Here is a 16,978-nt window from a genome sequence, read left to right as displayed (position 1 = left end):
GTTGGAGTTAGATCAAATGTTGCCTATTTCAGGGCAAATTTTTTCTGGTCAAGTTATTAATTTGGAGGTGGCGCGAACTACATTTGAGCAGTGAGTGGGTTTGATGTTTCGGACTGAGTTGCCAGATAATCAGGGTATGTTATTTTCTATTGACCCTCTTCGTAATGTGATTTTTGTTTTGGAGAAATGTGTTTATTCTTTTGGATATGGTTTTTTTGAAGAATGGGGCAGTTCGGGCAATTTTTTCTAATTTACCTCTTTGTTCGTTTGAGCTTTGTCCTACTTATGGAACTTATACTCCTGTTGATGGGGTTCTTGAGCTCAGGGCTGGTAGAGCTATACAGTTGGGTTTCAGGGTTGGCGATCGCATTAATATTCAGTCTGTTTTTCTGTCTCAAAATACTTTTTGATTTTATTTTTGTATTTATTATACTCGTTTTTTTGTTTTGTTGAATAAAAAGTCATGCATATAGCCATGTTTCCCCCACTATTTGAATCATATCATAAAATTCAGCAATTTTCTTCCCAAGATTCCCTAATTTTTTTGGAGCTCCAGAGAATGAAAATTTATCGGCTCAAATATAGTTTGTGGTGTCAAAGTACCATATAAGTTTGGGTAGCATTTTCCCGGAAAAACTTTTTACTCCTTTTCATTTTTCTAGTTGCGAAAATATTGGTAATAGTAGGATAGAGTTTATTGTGTTGAATAAAGAGTCATGTATATAGGCATGTTTCCCCCACTATTTGAATCATATCATAAAATTCAGCAATTTTCTTCCCAAGATTCCCTAATTTTTTTTGGAGCTCCAGAGAATGAAAATTTATCGGCTCAAATATAGTTTGTGGTGTCAAAGTACCATATAAGTTTGGGTAGCATTTTCCCGGAAAACCTTTTTACTCCTTTTCATTTTTCTAGTTGCGAAAATATTGGTAATAGTAGGATAGAGTTTATTGTGTTGAATAAAGAGTCATGTATATAGGCATGTTTCCCCCACTATTTGAATCATATCATAAAATTCAGCAATTTTCTTCCCAAGATTCCCTAATTTTTTTGGAGCTCCAGAGAATGAAAATTTATCGGCTCAAATATAGTTTGTGGTGTCAAGGTACCATATAAGTTTGGGTAGCATTTTCCCGGAAAAACTTTTTACTCCTTTTCATTTTTCTAGTTGCGAAAATATTGGTAATAGTAGGATAGAGTTTATTGTGTTGAATAAAGAGTCATGTATATAGGCATGTTTCCCCCACTATTTGAATCATATCATAAAATTCAGCAATTTTCTTCCCAAGATTCCCTAATCTTTTTGGAGCTCCAGAGAATGAAAATTTATCGGCTCAAATATAGTTTGTAGTGTCAAGGTGTCATATAAGTTTGGGTAGCATTTTCCCGGAAAACCTTTTTACTCCTTTTCATTTTTCTAGTTGCGAAAATATTGGTAATAGTAGGATAGAGTTTATTGTGTTGAATAAAAAGTCATGCATATAGCCATGTTTCACCCACTATTTAAATCATATCATAAAATTCAGCAATTTTCTTCCCAAGATTCCCTATTTTTTTCGGAGCTCCATAGAATGAAAATTTATCGGCTCAAATATAGTTTGTGGTGTCAAGGTGTCATATAAGTTTGGGTAGCATTTTCCCGGAAAACCTTTTTACTCCTTTTCATTTTTCTAGTTGTGAAAATATTGGCAATAGTAGGATAGAGTTTATTGTGTTGAATAAAAAGTCATGCATATAGGCATGTTTACCCCACTATTTGAATCATATCATAAAATTCAGCAATTTTCTTCCCAAGATTCCCTAATTTTTTTGGAGCTCCATAGAATGAAAATTTATCGGCTCAAATATAGTTTGTGGTGTCAAGGTGTCATATAAGTTTGGGTAGCATTCTCGAAGAATTAAAAATTTAGTAGGTGGCAGGTGTTAAGTTTCAGTTGAGGTGGTGATACGGTTGAATTTCTTCTAAAATTGATTACTGCTTTTATTTGTTCAATTTTTCGGGCAAAGTGCAAACTTTCACCCCGCTAGCGGGCATAGTCAAGTATTTCGAGTGTACAATAGAGTTATACGAAACTCAGATAAGATGACAAAACATAATCAAATTGGCTTATTTAGGATTTTTGATTGTCAAAATTCTGATTCTATTGGTGATATTGTTTTTGTTCATGGTTTGGCGGGACATCCTTGGGCTACATGGCATCCTCAAGGTAAAACAGAAGGTTCTGATTTTTGGCCTTTTTGGCTGGGGGAGATTTTACGGGGAAAGGAAATAGATGTTAATGTCTGGAGCTTTGGATATGAAGCTCCTGGTTTGAAGTATTCTGGTCAGGGAATTTCACGTTTTGACCAGGCTAGTTATTTGCTAGAGTCTATTGAGGTTGATCATATTGGAGCTTCCCCTTTTATTTTTGTGACTCATAGTTTGGGTGGTTTGATTGTTAAATAGGTAATTCGTACTGCTCAAAATTTTCCTCAGTATCAAGGTATTCTTCGACATATTAAGGGAATTGTCTTTTTATCTACTCCACACAGGGGAATTCATTTGGCTAATTTAATTGAGAATATAGGTTTTTTGACTAAACCTAGGGTAAATGTTGAGGAGTTAAAAGAACATTCACCTCATTTGCGAGATTTGAATCAATGGTATCGACAAAATACTGGGCGGTTGGGAATTCTAACTAAGGTGTTTTATGAAACTAAGCCTATGGGTGGGGTTTTGGTTGTGAATGAGGATAGTGCTGATCCTGGAATTACGGATGTTCACTCTATTGCTGTTCCTGCGGATCACGTTTCTATTGCTAAAGCTGGCAAGAATGATTTGGTTTATGTTTCTACAATAAGGTTCTGTGAAAAAGTTTTTACTGCTGAGAAGAATACTCAAGTTTCAAAAAGTATACCTGAAAATTTTCGTCGCAGACGAGGAGCTAAGAGGTTTGTTGGTAGGGATGAGGTCATAAGGACTTTGCACGAACAGTTGCGAGCAACTGAAATGGTGGCTATTTCTTCTGTTAGTGGTATGGCTGGTATTGGTAAGACTGAAGTTGCTCTCCAATATGCTTATTTTCATTGGGAACAAAGTACATACGCTGGTGGTATATGTTGGTTGGAATGTCGTGGGCAGAATGTGGGGGTTCAAATTATTAGTTTTGCTATGTCTGAATTTAATTTCAGTTTTTCTAAGGATGATGACTTGTAGAGTCGGATAGATTTTTGTTGGCGTCATTGGCAGGATGGTGATGTACTGCTGATTTTTGATGATGTTGTTAATTATGAAGATATTTCAGATTTTTTACCGCCAGGGGGGTCTAGGTTTAAGGTTTTGATGACTACTCGCCAAAAATGGTTGAGGCAGTCTTTTCAGAGGTTGGAGCTGGAGGTTTTAGATAAGGATGCTGCTTTAGAGTTGTTGATTTCTTTTGTTGGGGATGGTCGGATAGGGGGGGGAGCTAGAGGAGGCTGAGGCATTGTGTAATGATTTAGGGTTTTTACCTTTGGGGCTGGAGTTGGTGGCGCGTTATTTGGAGCGGAAGACTAGTTTATCTTTGGCAAAAACAGGTGAGAGGTTAGGATTAGAACATAGGTCTCTCAAGGTGTTTTCTCAGGATATGACAGGGAGGAGAGGGGTGGCGGCTGCTTTTGAGTTTAGTTGGCAAGAGTTGGATGAGGATGATCAGGAGTTGGGGTGTTTTTTGAGTTTGTTTGCTTGTGCTCGAATTCCTTGGTATTTGGTGGAGGGATGTTTGCCTGAGGTTGATGAAGTAGAGTTGGAGGATAGGCGAGATGACAAGTTGGTGAATTTAAGTTTGTTGCAATCACTTGGTGAAAATTGTTATGAGTTTCATCCACTTATACGAGAATTTTTCAGAAATAAAAATAAGTTGCTTGAGTTTGACTTGGTTGAGGAAATGAAGGGAAATATTTGTGGGGTAATAGCAGATGCGGTAAGGAAAATTCCTTATGATGAGTATATTACTGTGGAAAAAGTTAAAGAAGTTAAGGTTGATATACCTCACATTACGGAAGTAGCAGAAAATTTGGCAGAGTATTTGAGTGATGATGATTTGATTTTACCTTTTATCAGCTTAGGTGGGTTCTATCATTGTCAAGCATTGTACTCACTGGCACAACCTTGGTTAGATAGAGGTAGAGAAATAGCAGAAAGACGTCTAGATAAAAACAATGCTGATATTGCAACTGTTTATAACTGTTTGGCAGCATTATATTTTGCACAAGGAAAATACGAAGCAGCAGAACCATTGTACCTACAAGCATTTAAAATCGTTAAAACCGTCCTCCCTGAAAATCATCCAAATATTGCTGTTAGTCTCAACAACCTGAAAAATTTATATTATTCACAAGGAAAATATGAAGCAGCAGAACCGTTGTTGCTACAAGCAGTTGAAATCTACAAAATTGCCCTCCCTGAAAATCATCCAAATATTGCTGTTAGTCTGAGCAACCTGGCAGAATTATATCGCGCACAAGGAAAATATGAAGCAGCAGAACCGTTGTTGCTACAAGCTATTGAAATCTACAAAATTGCCCTCCCTGAAAATCCTCCAAATATTGCTGTTAGTCTGAGCAACCTGGCAGAATTATATCGCGCACAAGGAAAATACGAAGCAGCAGAACCGTTGTTGCTACAAGCTATTGAAATCTACAAAATTGCCCTTCTTGAAAATCATCCAAATATTGCTGTTAGTCTGAGCAACCTGGCAGAATTATATCGCGCACAAGGAAAATATGAAGCAGCAGAACCGTTGTTGCTACAAGCAATTGAAATCTACAAAATTGCCCTCCCTGAAAATCATCCAAATATTGCTGTTAGTCTGAGCAACCTGGCAGAATTATATCGCGCACAAGGAAAATATGAAGCAGCAGAACCGTTGTTGCTACAAGCAATTGAAATCTACAAAATTGCCCTCCCTGAAAATCATCCAAATATTGCTGTTAGTCTGAGCAACCTGGCAGAATTATATCGCGCACAAGGAAAATATGAAGCAGCAGAACCGTTGTTGCTACAAGCAATTGAAATCTACAAAATTGCCCTCCCTGAAAATCATCCAAATATTGCTGTTAGTCTGAGCAACCTGGCAGAATTATATCGCGCACAAGGAAAATATGAAGCAGCAGAACCGTTGTTGCTACAAGCAATTGAAATCTACAAAATTGCCCTCCCTGAAAATCATCCAAATATTGCTGTTAGTCTGAGCAACCTGACAAATTTATATTATTCACAAGGAAAATATGAAGCAGCAGAACCGTTGTTGCTACAAGCTATTGAAATCTACAAAATTGCCCTCCCTGAAAATCATCCAAATATTGCTGTTAGTCTGAGCAACCTGGCAGAATTATATCGCGCACAAGGAAAATACGAAGCAGCAGAACCGTTGTTGCTACAAGCAATTGAAATCTACAAAATTGCCCTTCTTGAAAATCATCCAAATATTGCTGTTAGTCTCAACAACCTGACAAATTTATATTATTCACAAGGAAAATATGAAGCAGCAGAACCGTTGTTGCTACAAGCTATTGAAATCTACAAAATTGCCCTTCTTGAAAATCATCCAAATATTGCTGTTAGTCTCAACAACCTGACAAATTTATATTATTCACAAGGAAAATATGAAGCAGCAGAACCGTTGTTGCTACAAGCTATTGAAATCTACAAAATTGCCCTCCCTGAAAATCATCCAAATATTGCTGTTAGTCTGAGCAACCTGGCAGAATTATATCGCGCACAAGGAAAATACGAAGCAGCAGAACCGTTGTTGCTACAAGCAATTGAAATCTACAAAATTGCCCTTCTTGAAAATCATCCAAATATTGCTGTTAGTCTCAACAACCTGACAAATTTATATTAGAGTTGTTGGGAAATAAGTTAAAATAAGTTAAGTTAAGAAGAAATTGACGAAGAATGCTAAATATTAAACGGGCCTTAAAACAGGATAGGTTGCTCAGAGCATTAACAGGATTAAATAGTAAAGCATTTCAATCCTTACTCTTAACCTTTACTCAGGTATATGAGCAAACATTGAGGGATAAACCTCGTCAACGCTCTGTTGGAGGAGGTCGTAAGGCTCGTTTACGGACTTTTGAGCAAAAATTGTTTTATATTCTGTTCTATTTTAAATGCTACCCTACCTTTGATTTAGCTGGTATCTTGTTCGATATAGACCGTAGCCAGGCACATCACTGGGCTCATCGTTTACAGCCTATATTAGAAGCAGCCTTGGGAGAAAAAAAGGCACTACCAGAACGCCAAATCAATAGTGTCCAAGCATTTATAGAGCGTTTCCCTGGAGTAGAACGAGTGGTAATGGATGGCACAGAACGGCCAGTAAAACGGCCTACTGACTCAGAAACACAAAAACTGAATTATTCAGGAAAAAAAAAGTGTCATACCCGTAAACATCTAGCAGCAGTAAACCAAAACAAACAAGTGCTGGTATTAAGCCAAGATAGAGTTGGAAAGTTACATGACAAGAAATTCCTAGACGAAGAAAAGTTGATAGGAAATATACCTGTGGAAATACCAATTGAAGTAGATACTGGCTTTCAAGGTATTCAACACCAGTATGAAAATATCCGCATACCCCATAAAAAACCAAAGGGAGGAGAATTAACTCAACAGCAAAAGATCGAAAATAGGACATTGAGTCAATAAGCGGGTGATATGTGAAAATGCCTTCGCGGGTGTCAAGCGCTATGGGGCTGTCAATCAGATTTACCGTAATCATAAGCATGATTTTGATGACAAATTAATGTTGACAGCAACTGGACTATGGAACTTGTACCTGATGGTAGCATAAATAATAAAATCATTAACCAAAATTAATTAGTTTGAGTTTTCATTTTTCGCTAACCTAAGTTATTTCCCAACAGCTCTATTATTCACAAGGAAAATATGAAGCAGCAGAACCGTTGTTGCTACAAGCTATTGAAATCTACAAAATTGCCCTCCCTGAAAATCATCCAAATATTGCTGTTAGTCTCAACAACCTGGCAGAATTATATCGTGAGCAAGGAAAATATGAAGCAGCAGAACCGTTGTTGCTACAAGCAGTTGAAATCTACAAAATTGCCCTCCCTGAAAATCATCCAAATATTGCTGTTAGTCTGAGCAACCTGGCAGAATTATATCGCGCACAAGGAAAATATGAAGCAGCAGAACCGTTGTTGCTACAAGCTATTGAAATCTACAAAATTGCCCTCCCTGAAAATCATCCAAATATTGCCGCTAGTCTCAACAACCTGGCAGAATTATATCGTGAGCAAGGAAAATACGAAGCGGCAGAACCGTTGTTGCTACAAGCAATTGAAATATTTAAACAATCATTAGGCGAAGAACATCCTCACACTCAAAAAGTTCAGGAAAACTATCAAATATTTTTAAACGATAAAAACAATTAAAACTATTTTGACATCACTGTTTTTGCCCGCTATTACTGCTGTTGTTATTCTTGCACTGTAAATCTCTAGTCATAAGCAGAGTAAGGAGAGAGCTGACTTCAACTATCATAAATTCCACCCATTACTCCCATTATAATTTTTGATTTAAGGGTGAGAATTTCAAATTTCTAGTTCTCAAAATATCAGGGATAGCAGGACAATAACTCGGCAGTTTAAAACTAGCAGGGTTAATAGGATTTTGATATGTAAAATGGCGATATTCTAAACAGAACCTATCCCAAGCTGCTACTTGAATTTTAAATACCGAAATTATTACCTCGATCAACCAAGGAGCTAAATTAAAACGAAAAAATATTCGTTTCTTCAGATATGCACAAATTTCTTCAACAACCTGATTTACTGTAACTTTTGGATTACCTAAAATTAACTTTTGTAATTCTTTTGAATGTGGTGGATGTTCGACTAAATAACTAACTACTTGAGCAATATCAGCAGCGTGAATAAAATGGAAACTACCATCAACTTTTAACCATCGAATTAAACCAATATGTTTAATTATTTCTGGTAAACCAGCAGAGAGATGAGAATAAGGTTTTTCCTGATCTCCTCCTAAAACCAATGTAGGAAAAAGACAGGTTAGAGGAGGTAAATTATCCAGTTGGGATAACTGATACATACAGTCATACTTAGAACGAATATAGTCAGTACCTATCTCTCCAGCTTTTGTGAGCAATCTATTATTTTGGTCAAGAATACTGGCAGTTGAAAAATAGATTATATTTTCACATACTTCAGGATTGAGTAATGTGATTAACTTCAGAGTTTTAATCACATTAATATCAAATACTTCCTGCAAATTTCCCCAAGCAGTGGCAGCTAAAATTGCTACATTAATTTCTGGAAGTAAAGATGAAAATTGCTCAATTTCTCTCAGATTTGCTTTTAAAAGATTAACACCTGGACGAGCTTTATAATCAACTTTTAATTTATCTGGGTTCCTAACTAATAAGTAAAGTTCGTGGTGGGTATTTTGAATTAAAGATTCAACAATATAGTGACCAATACATCCACTAGCGCCCGTGATAAAAATCCGTTTATGGCTCATACAAATCAGTTAATCAGTTATCAGTTATTAGTTGTTAGTTCTTACTAAAATCTAATTCTCTGTTATGGTAAGCATTCGGTTGAATGCTTACTAATAAATTTAGGGCTAGGTTATAACTAACCCCTGAAAAAATCATGGAAATCTCAAATTTACCCTAACTAAACTTAAGCGGTTAATGCTAGTAAACTACTTATTTCTTTTGCTGTTTTAAAGAAGAACTCTACATTCTCTTCAGGAGTTTCTTTCAAAACACCATGTCCTAAATTTAATATATGACCTCGGTTGCCAGCTTTGCGAATAGTTTCTAGTATGCGAGATTTGATAAATTCTTGAGAACCAAACAGTACACCGGGGTCTATATTTCCTTGTACACAAATATTATTACCAAGGCGTTGTCTAGCTTCGGCTATGTCTACACTCCAGTCCACACTCACTATATCAACACCAGTCTGGGGCATTCTCTCTAATAATCCGGCACTACCATTTATATATAGAATAAAAGGTGTATTAGGATGGGTCTTTTTAACTTCCTGCACCACTAATTTTTGATAGGGCAAAGCGAAAGTTTCATAGTCTTGAGGACTAAGTTGACCTGCCCAAGAATCAAACATTTGGATGACTTGTGCTCCACTGTTTATCTGATAACGAGCATAAACGGCGATCGCTTCTGCCAGCTTTCCTAGAAATTTATGTAACATTTCTGGTTGACAAAAAGCCATTTTTTTGATATTGGTATAATCTTTACAACTCTTACCTTCTATGGCGTAAGCAGCTAAAGTCCAAGGAGCCCCAATAAAACCTAAAACTGCTGCCTCGTTCTTAACTTCTCTTCTGAGAGTTTGTAAAATTTCCCTAATAAAAGGTAGAGACTCTTCTGGTTCGATGGGATGAAGCTTGTCAATTTGAGCTTCAGTGCGAATAGGGGGGTCAATAATTGGTCCTTTGCTTTCGATGATATCAAAATCAATGCCTATTGCTGGGAGTGGAGTCAGGATGTCTGAGAATAAAATTACTCCATCTGGCTTAAAAGCGTGGAAAGGTTGCAGGGATATTTCCACAGCAATATCTGTGTTTTCAGAACGCTCGCGAAATGAGGGATATTTCTCTCGTAAGTCTCGATAAGCTTTCATGTAGCGACCTGCCTGTCTCATCATCCATACAGGTGGACGATCTAATAATTCACCCCGAGTTGCTCGTAATAAATAGGGTACTTGGCTTAATTGGGCCATATTTGCTTTACCTTTTGCTTCTAAAATCTTTGATTTTAACTGGTTAGGTCAATTTAATTGTCCTGAATTGTAAGTTTACAGGGACATGACGCTTGTGGAAATATTTAGGTTGAGATCGTAACGAAAGTTTACTTAAAGTTATTAAGGGAGTAAGAAATAATAATATGGCTACTGTGTCTCAAAAGCTTTTCTAGTTAGCACTTTGAGCAGGGGGCTAAGGCCTAACTCTTCCTGTTAGGTGGAGTTGGGTAGGTAGGTTTTTTTGTCTTTAAGAAAAAAGTTTAATTATTATTGCTATTTAAGGGGGTAGGGAGTGGGGCTCTGTGGGAATAGAAGATTAGAGAAACGACTGTGCTTGCTGTAAATTATGGGTAAGCTCCAATGAGTTGCCAAAATTTTGATTGGTTATTTTCTTTTGGAAGTTACTAAGTTTTTGCTCTACAGGTCGTTTTTTTCTTTAAGAATTGAGTTTAATTACTGTTGCTATTTAAGAATGTAAACTGATAAATATATTTTGGATATTGTTAATAAAATTTCAACGTTTTTGCCTAGATAATAATTCAAAGTATTGGGTAAATTGTTCGTATGAGATGAGTTTTTTTATTTTTGGGACTGATTTTTTTTACAGTTTTATCATGAGATTATTGACAGATTTTATAAGATAAAAAAAGAAGATTTTAAGTAATTAATAATCCTGACATAAGCAGGAAAAATTATGAGGCAAACGAATCAAGAGGAAAGGGAGTAATGAGATTTTTTAGATGCTTGTTTTTAGGGTTATCTAAGATAGTAAAATTAATGAATTAGTGTGAAAATTTATTATATGCGATCGCTGATTTATTGGGATTTTAAAAGATGAATTAAAATTTCTACGCTGACTTTTATCTGCTGATTTTAATACATCATCAAATTAATAAAAAAGTTTAGTATTTGTATATTGGTTTAAAGTTCAGTTAGGTGTTGTGAACTAAAAGAGCTTTAACAAAAATAGGGTAGTGTTTCAGTGTTTTTTTTGTTGATTTTGTTAAGAAGGTAGATAAAAATTAATCACACATTTTGTGGAGCTCATTTTTTTATATTGTATATCTGACATAAAATTAGACTAAGTAAGCAATTTTGTTTAAGTGGTTATATTTGTTGGGTTGCGCTATCGCTTAACCCAACCTAGGATATGACTACAATATTGTTGTAAATTTATAGGGATGTCATATAAGTGCAAATAAGTAGATTTTAAATTGTAATGGCAGTTTACTTAATATTTTTATTGCCTAATTCAAAGCTATTATCTTGAATATAAACATAAGGGATGGTTGTGGCATTAAAATCCATTATATTGGCTGGGTTTTTCACCCATTGATGATAAAGTGGATTTAATTGTTGACAAATTTGTTTAAGATTTTGTATTTCGACTTCAAGTTGATTAGCTTTTTCGTTGACTTTTTGCACTTGTTCTTGTAGATTTTTTGCTCCTTCGTAAACTTGCTGTTGTAATTCGAGGTATTGTAGTCGATATTTTTTTTCTTGTAGGGTAATTTTTTTCTGATTAAGTTGTGGCTTTAATACTTTAAGAGCTTGATTAATTTTTTGAATTTCTCCTTGCCACTTTGCAGCTTCTTCGATATTTTTTTGACGAAATTCTGCTAGTACTTCAGGAGTATTATCTTTAGGAAAGCTAATATTTATTTGGAAAGAGGAACGTTTTTGACTAAGTGTCTCTATTTGGCTTTGTAAACTATCTATTTCTCTATGTAAAGTATCTATTTCTAATTTCAGTTCGTCTACATTTTCTTTCATAACTTTAGCAGGGTTTAATCTAATCTTTTAGGAACTACTATATATCCAGTTGTGTGATTTCCCAATACCAAGTTTTTTGTTTCACCCCAATACCACCAATATGCTCCAATATAAGCACAAATTAAACTGTCTAATTTATCTTCTGTAGTTTTGAGAGTGGTGATACTATTAATTGTTTCGGTATTTAGGAAGTTGTGGGAAATTACTAGAGCGGGCTCTAGAGTTGGTAGAATATTTATAATGTATTTTTGCAGTTTCAAAAGTTCTAATTTACGGTCGGCTAACCTACCTTTTTTATATTTCAAAATTTTTTCTAATTGAAACAGATTAACTATAGCTGGATGGGGGAAAACTTCAATTTGAAAACGTCCTATTTTTTGAGGCTTAATGGTTGGTGCATGGATAAATTCTTTAGCTTCTAAACTAATGCCAAATTTGACTGTTCTCTGAGCAAAAGGACGGTTAAGATTTGCCGGATAACATCCTGCATGATAACGACCAAAATATTTATGAGTAAGTTTATCTGGTAGTCTAGTTCCTGTTTTATTAGGAATTATTGTGGGAGCATCTACGGCAATTAGAGCTGGAGTTGAAAGGGGAGTTAAATTATCAATCCAATTGAGAATATCTTCAATTTCTAGTATGCAGTCTATGTCTAATATTTTTAATTTATTATCTGAGTATTGTAGACAGCAAAGACCGCTTTTTCCAGACTGCCAACCTAGGTCTATTCCAATAAATTTCATACTAAAAAAATTACTGAGAAACTTTTAAAAAATTATCAAAATCTCTTTACTGAAAGTAGAAGGTAAAATACAGAATAGTTAGAGAATAAGTTTAAAAATGCAATGCATTTATAACTATATTTATTATGACTTTTCATTGCATTTTTCTATGGATTACCTATCAAATAAATTCTCAAGTGATTGTGGTAATAAGAGTTTTCTTTTAGGCACAGAAAAGGATAGTAAAGAGGATTTTTTATCAGTTTTATTTTTGACTTTTTTAACAAAAGATTTCAGGGAACGGGGAGACCAAAATTTTTTATTAAAACTTATAACTAATTTCTCAATATTAGAGTCATATCCAAAAAATGAATCGGTTTGATAACTCGAAGGTGAACACAACTTAGAGTTTTTTTGATTACGGTCTAGTCCCTTGGAAATCAAATAAACTATAACTGTACAACAATTATTTTTGATAAAATGATATTTAGTTTTTTCTTTTGATAAATCATTATTTAAATACTTTTGAGAAAACTTTATTATCGGAGATTCATTTAAACCATAAATAACAATTTTATTGTTAGGTTTACTATCCCGGTTATCACAATCTTTTTCAAAAGAAATATGTTTTTCTCTAGGAATAAAACTATCTGCTACAATAGATTCTAAAGAAAGATATTTGCGAGAGTTGGGCAAAAAAGCTATAGAGTTTTTAATTTTAGGGTTATGGCTTATATAAATTTCATCTTTGGGGTTTTTGTTATTAATAACCTGCATAGAAGCGTGACCTACATCTAACCCATATATAGCATTATATGCAGTATATCCAAGTGTACCTTTCCAGAAGTTAATTATTACTGTCATAATGTTCACCTAATATAGTTTTAGTTATGAGTTATCAGTTAACAGTGCCTCGCGCAATAGGGAGGGCTTGAAATACTGAATTTTCTTTGTTTAGTGGTGATGCATATTGATGTGAAAGAGATGGGGGCGTGGCAATTTTTTGATGGTCGTCTGAGGAAAAAATTCAAGATCAGGCATCAGGTTCCCAGAACAGGAAAAATACCCCCTATCATTCTATCATCCCATCATCTCATGACTCCACATCTCCATTTTACTCAAAAACTATTATGGGAGCAAGACTAAGTAAGTAGGCACAAATAAAGATTAAAATGAAAAATATGAAAAGAGACTTATAAGTAACTTTTCAAGAGCTTTTCACCTTTTTGAATTTTTATTATTATTGTAGGAATAATTAAACCCACCTACTTACGCTTTTTGTTATCACCTTTAAAGGGTAGAATTCCAACCTAATTTAGTGGTAAATTATGGAATAAAAAGAGTTATTTAGGAGTAATATGTTTTTTATTATTCTTGTCTTTGATGAGTTCTATTGAAGCCGAAAATTTTTCAACAATTATATTAGGAATAGCCTTACCTAGAGTAATAGCTCTAGTTGCCATAAACATTGCCAAAGATAACCATAATATATGATTATTTTTTAACAATAAACCGACTATAGCAAAGGGTAAAAATCCTATTAAACTAGCAACTAAAGTAGAATTGCGCAACAAATTTCCTTGAGTTAAACCTAGAAAATAACCATCTAAAATATAAGCTATGCCTCCAAAACCCAAGATAGGTATTAACCATAAAACATAACTACTAATATTGTTAATAACCTGAGTATGATTAGTCAACAAACTAAATAAAGTAGTCGGGAATAAACAGAAAATAAAGGCAAAAATTAATCCGATACTTATACCAATTATCCCTGATAATTTTACCAATGCTTTTAATTCTTTTTGATTTCTTTTACCATAACTTTTTCCTGCTAAGCTTTCTGTGGCAAAAGCTAGACCGTCAATAAAATAAGCGGCTAATGTAACTACCTGTAATAACAGAGTATTAGTTACTAAAACTAGAGTATTTATGTATGAGCTTAAATTAGTAAATACAGCAAAAGTAGAAATTATAGCAAAAGTACGAATCAGAATATCTCGATTGAGAATAAAAGTTTTTTTAATTACTTGAGGTTGCCAAATATTTTTGATTAACTGAGGAATTTCTGCTAAATATATGAATTTAAAAACACAAATCATACCGATAACTAAAGTTATATATTGACTTATTGCTGTAGCACTACCAGCTCCGCTACTTTCCCATCCCCAACGAACAATAAAAATATAGTCTAGGATAATATTTGTTCCTTTATTAACTATTGATAATAGTAAAACTTTTCCTCCTTGTTCGAGTCCTAAAAACCAACCTATTAATACGAAGTTTAATAAGGTAGCAGGGGCACCCCAAATTAAACTTTTATAGTAGTTAATACCACTAGCTTTTACTTCTGGAGTTGCACTAAGTAAATTAAAGCCAATTTCTCGTAAAGGATATTGGAAAATTATAATTATTGTGGCAATGGTTAAAGCAATTAAGCAATTACGTAGACAAATTTGTTTTACTTCGTGGTAATTTCTACTGCCATTAGCTTGAGCAGTTGTACCAGTTGTACTCATGCGTAAAAATCCAAAAGTCCAGTAAATATAGTTAAATAAAACTGTGGCAATGGAAACTCCTGCTAAATGACGAATTTCATCTAAATAACCTAAAAAAGCTAAGTCTATTAGACTTGCTAAAGGTACCATTAAATTAGATAAAATGTTGACTAAAGTTAATCGAATAAAGCTATTTTTAATTATAGATTTCATATTCCCAAATTTTTCATAATTTTTTATAGTTTGCTCATACAAATTTTATGCTGATTTTATGTAAAGCATAAGCAAAATTATTTGCCGTTTTAGATACTGGATAATTTAGATGTTAGAATGCATTTCATATTTTATTGGCAAAAATACTTTTTTTCTATTCCTTGTTTCCGGTTAAGTTTTCCTTAAAAGTGATAATTTTTTGGCTTTATTCAAAATTGATATGTACCTAAATGCTACAAAAATAGAACCTATAGATTTATTTTTCGTTTGACTCACAAAAGTTAGTTATCAAGAAACGAAATTACGATTTATAAAACCGTTATGTTTAACTACTACTATAGGTAAATAAAGTGGTCAATTCAAAAAAATATTCGGTATTTCAAGTCTCCAATTTCAGGGATAAGCATTGATAACTAATAACTAAAATGACCTCTCTACCTGGTAATATCCAATTCCTTCGCCATGCTATTCAAACTCATTGGAGTATCGAAAATAACATTTATTGAACACTTGATGTTACTTTCTGTGAGGATCAATACGGTTTTAATTAGAGGTAATTATTCATTATCAATTATCAATTATCAATTATTAGTTATTAGTTATTAGTTGTAGTTCACCTAGTCAGGTTAACACCTGCAATGCAGGAGAATATGTCTTATGTGACTATATTTTTTTGACCTATGATGGGTTATAGTTTAATTAATTCAATTATTAATCACCATTAACTCATTTTCTAATTTTTTATTTGTAGTGAATTGTTCCATAGTTAGTACAGGACAAAATATCCAATATTGGCAAAAAACAGGGCTAGAATTAGTTGCCAATATTTATGGTGGACGAGATGTAGTATTAGCAATTGACTTAACAGAAAGTGTAGGCTTAAATGATGAAGGTCGTATCCGTTTGCGTCAGATCGTTAAAGATAGTTTGCGGCCTGGAGATAAAGTCTATGTTGTACCTTTTGCCACAAATATTAATCCTCTCGCACCAAGAATTAATCCCTTGACAGTTGAAGGGGCAGTTAAATTTAATGGCAAACAAGACATCAGTAAAATTTTGGAGTTAGTGCCATTTAAGCCAAATTTAACTCTACAAAATACGGATATTCAAGGAGCAGAATTATTTCTTTATCAAAACCTAGCTCAGATTAATCAATGTCGCTTAGAAAAAAATCAATCGATTAAACCTCAGTCGGTAATTTGGATTACTGATGCACCACTTTTAACTGCAGCAGGAATTGATTCAAATGTGTGGATAGAAACTCCTAAAGATAGCCCTTTTAGAGTAGAAAATTCTGAGGAAAGTCAACGGCGAATATCTTGGATAAATGCTTTACCTTTAGACGAGAGAAAGCTGTTAATTAGAACAGAAAATGGTGAAGAATATCAACTAGCGGTTGTGGATATTGCTCCTACTGTTCAAGAATTTTGTACCCCAGCACCGGGAGGCAGGGAAACTTGTTTGGTTAATTCTTATTTAGGGAAGTTATTATGGCTACCTGGGTTAATTTTTTTGTTGGTTTTTATAGGGTTTATAGTGGGAGTAAAAAAATGGATAAGTCTGCAAAAAAAATGGGAGTTAATTGTTGATTTTAGTAGCAGTAAAATCGAGGAATACCAAATTTGTCGTTTGCCGAATAATAAAAAAATTGCTATTGGTGAATATGATGAATTTTGTGTTGATTCAATAGATACCCCCGGACCAGAAATTCGAGGTTTTTTAATCAGGAAAGGAAATCGACTTTCTCTAGAACCAACTGGGAATGCAGAAATTTATCTTAATGGGAAAAAAGTTTTGAGTCGTACTTTAATATCTAGTTCTCAAGTTAGGCTTAATTGTCCTGATGGAAGAAATCGCGATTATGAGATAATTATCAAAATTAAAAAATAGTAAAGGTAAGTATTCAGGGTTCAGCTATTAGCTATTAGCTTTATTGTTTTTAAAGGAATAAAAAGCAATTGAGAGGTTTTAAAGAATTAAAAGTATGGGTAAAAACCCAT

General features: G+C 34.1%; 14 protein-coding genes. 8 read left to right on the top strand and 6 right to left on the bottom strand.

The annotated features are described in order from the left end of the window. Nucleotides 1-206: 206 nt before the first annotated feature. The 7 genes from TERY_RS25020 to TERY_RS08005 all read left to right on the top strand — a co-directional run bounded on the left by TERY_RS25020 (nucleotide 207) and on the right by TERY_RS08005 (nucleotide 7,414). Nucleotides 207-410, top strand: a complete 204-nt coding sequence (locus TERY_RS25020; protein WP_052845770.1) for a DUF192 domain-containing protein — start codon at nucleotides 207-209, stop codon at nucleotides 408-410. 1,674 nt (nucleotides 411-2,084) lie between these two features. Next, on the top strand, nucleotides 2,085-2,447 hold the full coding sequence (locus TERY_RS34820) for a hypothetical protein (RefSeq protein ID WP_011611359.1): 363 nt from the start codon (nucleotides 2,085-2,087) through the stop codon (nucleotides 2,445-2,447). Nucleotides 2,448-2,573: 126 nt separating this feature from the next. Next, complete coding sequence (locus TERY_RS34815) at nucleotides 2,574-3,197, top strand: ATP-binding protein (RefSeq protein ID WP_196797247.1); 624 nt, start codon at nucleotides 2,574-2,576, stop codon at nucleotides 3,195-3,197. 6 nt (nucleotides 3,198-3,203) lie between these two features. Then, complete coding sequence (locus tag TERY_RS27615) at nucleotides 3,204-3,461, top strand: NB-ARC domain-containing protein (protein WP_081432419.1); 258 nt, start codon at nucleotides 3,204-3,206, stop codon at nucleotides 3,459-3,461. 4 nt (nucleotides 3,462-3,465) lie between these two features. After that, nucleotides 3,466-5,865: a tetratricopeptide repeat protein gene (locus TERY_RS08020; RefSeq protein WP_011611357.1), complete on the top strand. Its 2,400-nt coding sequence runs from the start codon at nucleotides 3,466-3,468 to the stop codon at nucleotides 5,863-5,865. A gap of 53 nt (nucleotides 5,866-5,918) precedes the next feature. After that, nucleotides 5,919-6,668, top strand: coding sequence for a transposase family protein (locus TERY_RS08010; RefSeq protein WP_011611356.1), 750 nt, complete (start codon nucleotides 5,919-5,921; stop codon nucleotides 6,666-6,668). Between the two features lie 206 nt (nucleotides 6,669-6,874). After that, nucleotides 6,875-7,414 (top strand): tetratricopeptide repeat protein, encoded by a 540-nt coding sequence (locus TERY_RS08005; protein WP_071820662.1) that lies wholly within the window; start codon nucleotides 6,875-6,877, stop codon nucleotides 7,412-7,414. A 130-nt stretch (nucleotides 7,415-7,544) separates the two neighbouring features. On the opposite strand, the gene TERY_RS08000 is transcribed toward TERY_RS08005, so the two are convergent. The 6 genes from TERY_RS08000 to gntT all read right to left on the bottom strand — a co-directional run bounded on the left by TERY_RS08000 (nucleotide 7,545) and on the right by gntT (nucleotide 14,978). Further along, nucleotides 7,545-8,519 carry an NAD-dependent epimerase/dehydratase family protein gene (locus tag TERY_RS08000; protein WP_011611354.1) on the bottom strand — a complete coding sequence of 325 codons (975 nt, stop codon included), beginning with the start codon at nucleotides 8,517-8,519 and terminating at the stop codon, nucleotides 7,545-7,547. Between the two features lie 164 nt (nucleotides 8,520-8,683). Further along, on the bottom strand, nucleotides 8,684-9,748 hold the full coding sequence (gene hemE, locus TERY_RS07995) for a uroporphyrinogen decarboxylase (protein WP_011611353.1): 1,065 nt from the start codon (nucleotides 9,746-9,748) through the stop codon (nucleotides 8,684-8,686). Nucleotides 9,749-10,996: 1,248 nt separating this feature from the next. After that, nucleotides 10,997-11,542, bottom strand: coding sequence for a hypothetical protein (locus tag TERY_RS07990; protein WP_011611352.1), 546 nt, complete (start codon nucleotides 11,540-11,542; stop codon nucleotides 10,997-10,999). Nucleotides 11,543-11,556: 14 nt separating this feature from the next. Further along, a complete protein-coding gene (locus TERY_RS07985) occupies nucleotides 11,557-12,288 on the bottom strand; it encodes a DUF429 domain-containing protein (RefSeq protein ID WP_011611351.1) in 732 nt (243 codons plus the stop codon). Nucleotides 12,289-12,441: 153 nt separating this feature from the next. Next, on the bottom strand, nucleotides 12,442-13,131 hold the full coding sequence (locus TERY_RS07980; protein ID WP_011611350.1) for a hypothetical protein: 690 nt from the start codon (nucleotides 13,129-13,131) through the stop codon (nucleotides 12,442-12,444). 479 nt (nucleotides 13,132-13,610) lie between these two features. Next, nucleotides 13,611-14,978, bottom strand: a complete 1,368-nt coding sequence (gene gntT / locus TERY_RS07970) for a guanitoxin biosynthesis MATE family efflux transporter GntT (protein ID WP_011611349.1) — start codon at nucleotides 14,976-14,978, stop codon at nucleotides 13,611-13,613. A gap of 750 nt (nucleotides 14,979-15,728) precedes the next feature. On the opposite strand from gntT, the gene TERY_RS07965 reads away from it, so the two are divergent. Then, nucleotides 15,729-16,868 (top strand): vWA domain-containing protein, encoded by a 1,140-nt coding sequence (locus tag TERY_RS07965; protein ID WP_011611348.1) that lies wholly within the window; start codon nucleotides 15,729-15,731, stop codon nucleotides 16,866-16,868. The last annotated feature ends 110 nt before the right edge of the window (nucleotides 16,869-16,978 follow it).

This window comes from Trichodesmium erythraeum IMS101 (genome assembly GCF_000014265.1).
Classification (GTDB): Bacteria; Cyanobacteriota; Cyanobacteriia; order Cyanobacteriales; family Microcoleaceae; genus Trichodesmium; species Trichodesmium erythraeum.
Note: the sequence above shows the minus strand (reverse complement) of the source record. Positions and strands in the feature narration are given on the sequence as shown.

Coding starts and splice junctions, on each gene's coding strand:
- TERY_RS25020 (WP_052845770.1), top strand. CDS start 207: ATGGTTTTTTTGAAGAATGGGGCAGTTCGGGCAATTTTTTCTAATTTA.
- TERY_RS34820 (WP_011611359.1), top strand. CDS start 2,085: ATGACAAAACATAATCAAATTGGCTTATTTAGGATTTTTGATTGTCAA.
- TERY_RS08010 (WP_011611356.1), top strand. CDS start 5,919: ATGCTAAATATTAAACGGGCCTTAAAACAGGATAGGTTGCTCAGAGCA.
- TERY_RS08000 (WP_011611354.1), bottom strand. CDS start 8,519: ATGAGCCATAAACGGATTTTTATCACGGGCGCTAGTGGATGTATTGGT.
- hemE (WP_011611353.1), bottom strand. CDS start 9,748: ATGGCCCAATTAAGCCAAGTACCCTATTTATTACGAGCAACTCGGGGT.
- TERY_RS07990 (WP_011611352.1), bottom strand. CDS start 11,542: ATGAAAGAAAATGTAGACGAACTGAAATTAGAAATAGATACTTTACAT.
- TERY_RS07985 (WP_011611351.1), bottom strand. CDS start 12,288: ATGAAATTTATTGGAATAGACCTAGGTTGGCAGTCTGGAAAAAGCGGT.
- TERY_RS07980 (WP_011611350.1), bottom strand. CDS start 13,131: ATGACAGTAATAATTAACTTCTGGAAAGGTACACTTGGATATACTGCA.
- gntT (WP_011611349.1), bottom strand. CDS start 14,978: ATGAAATCTATAATTAAAAATAGCTTTATTCGATTAACTTTAGTCAAC.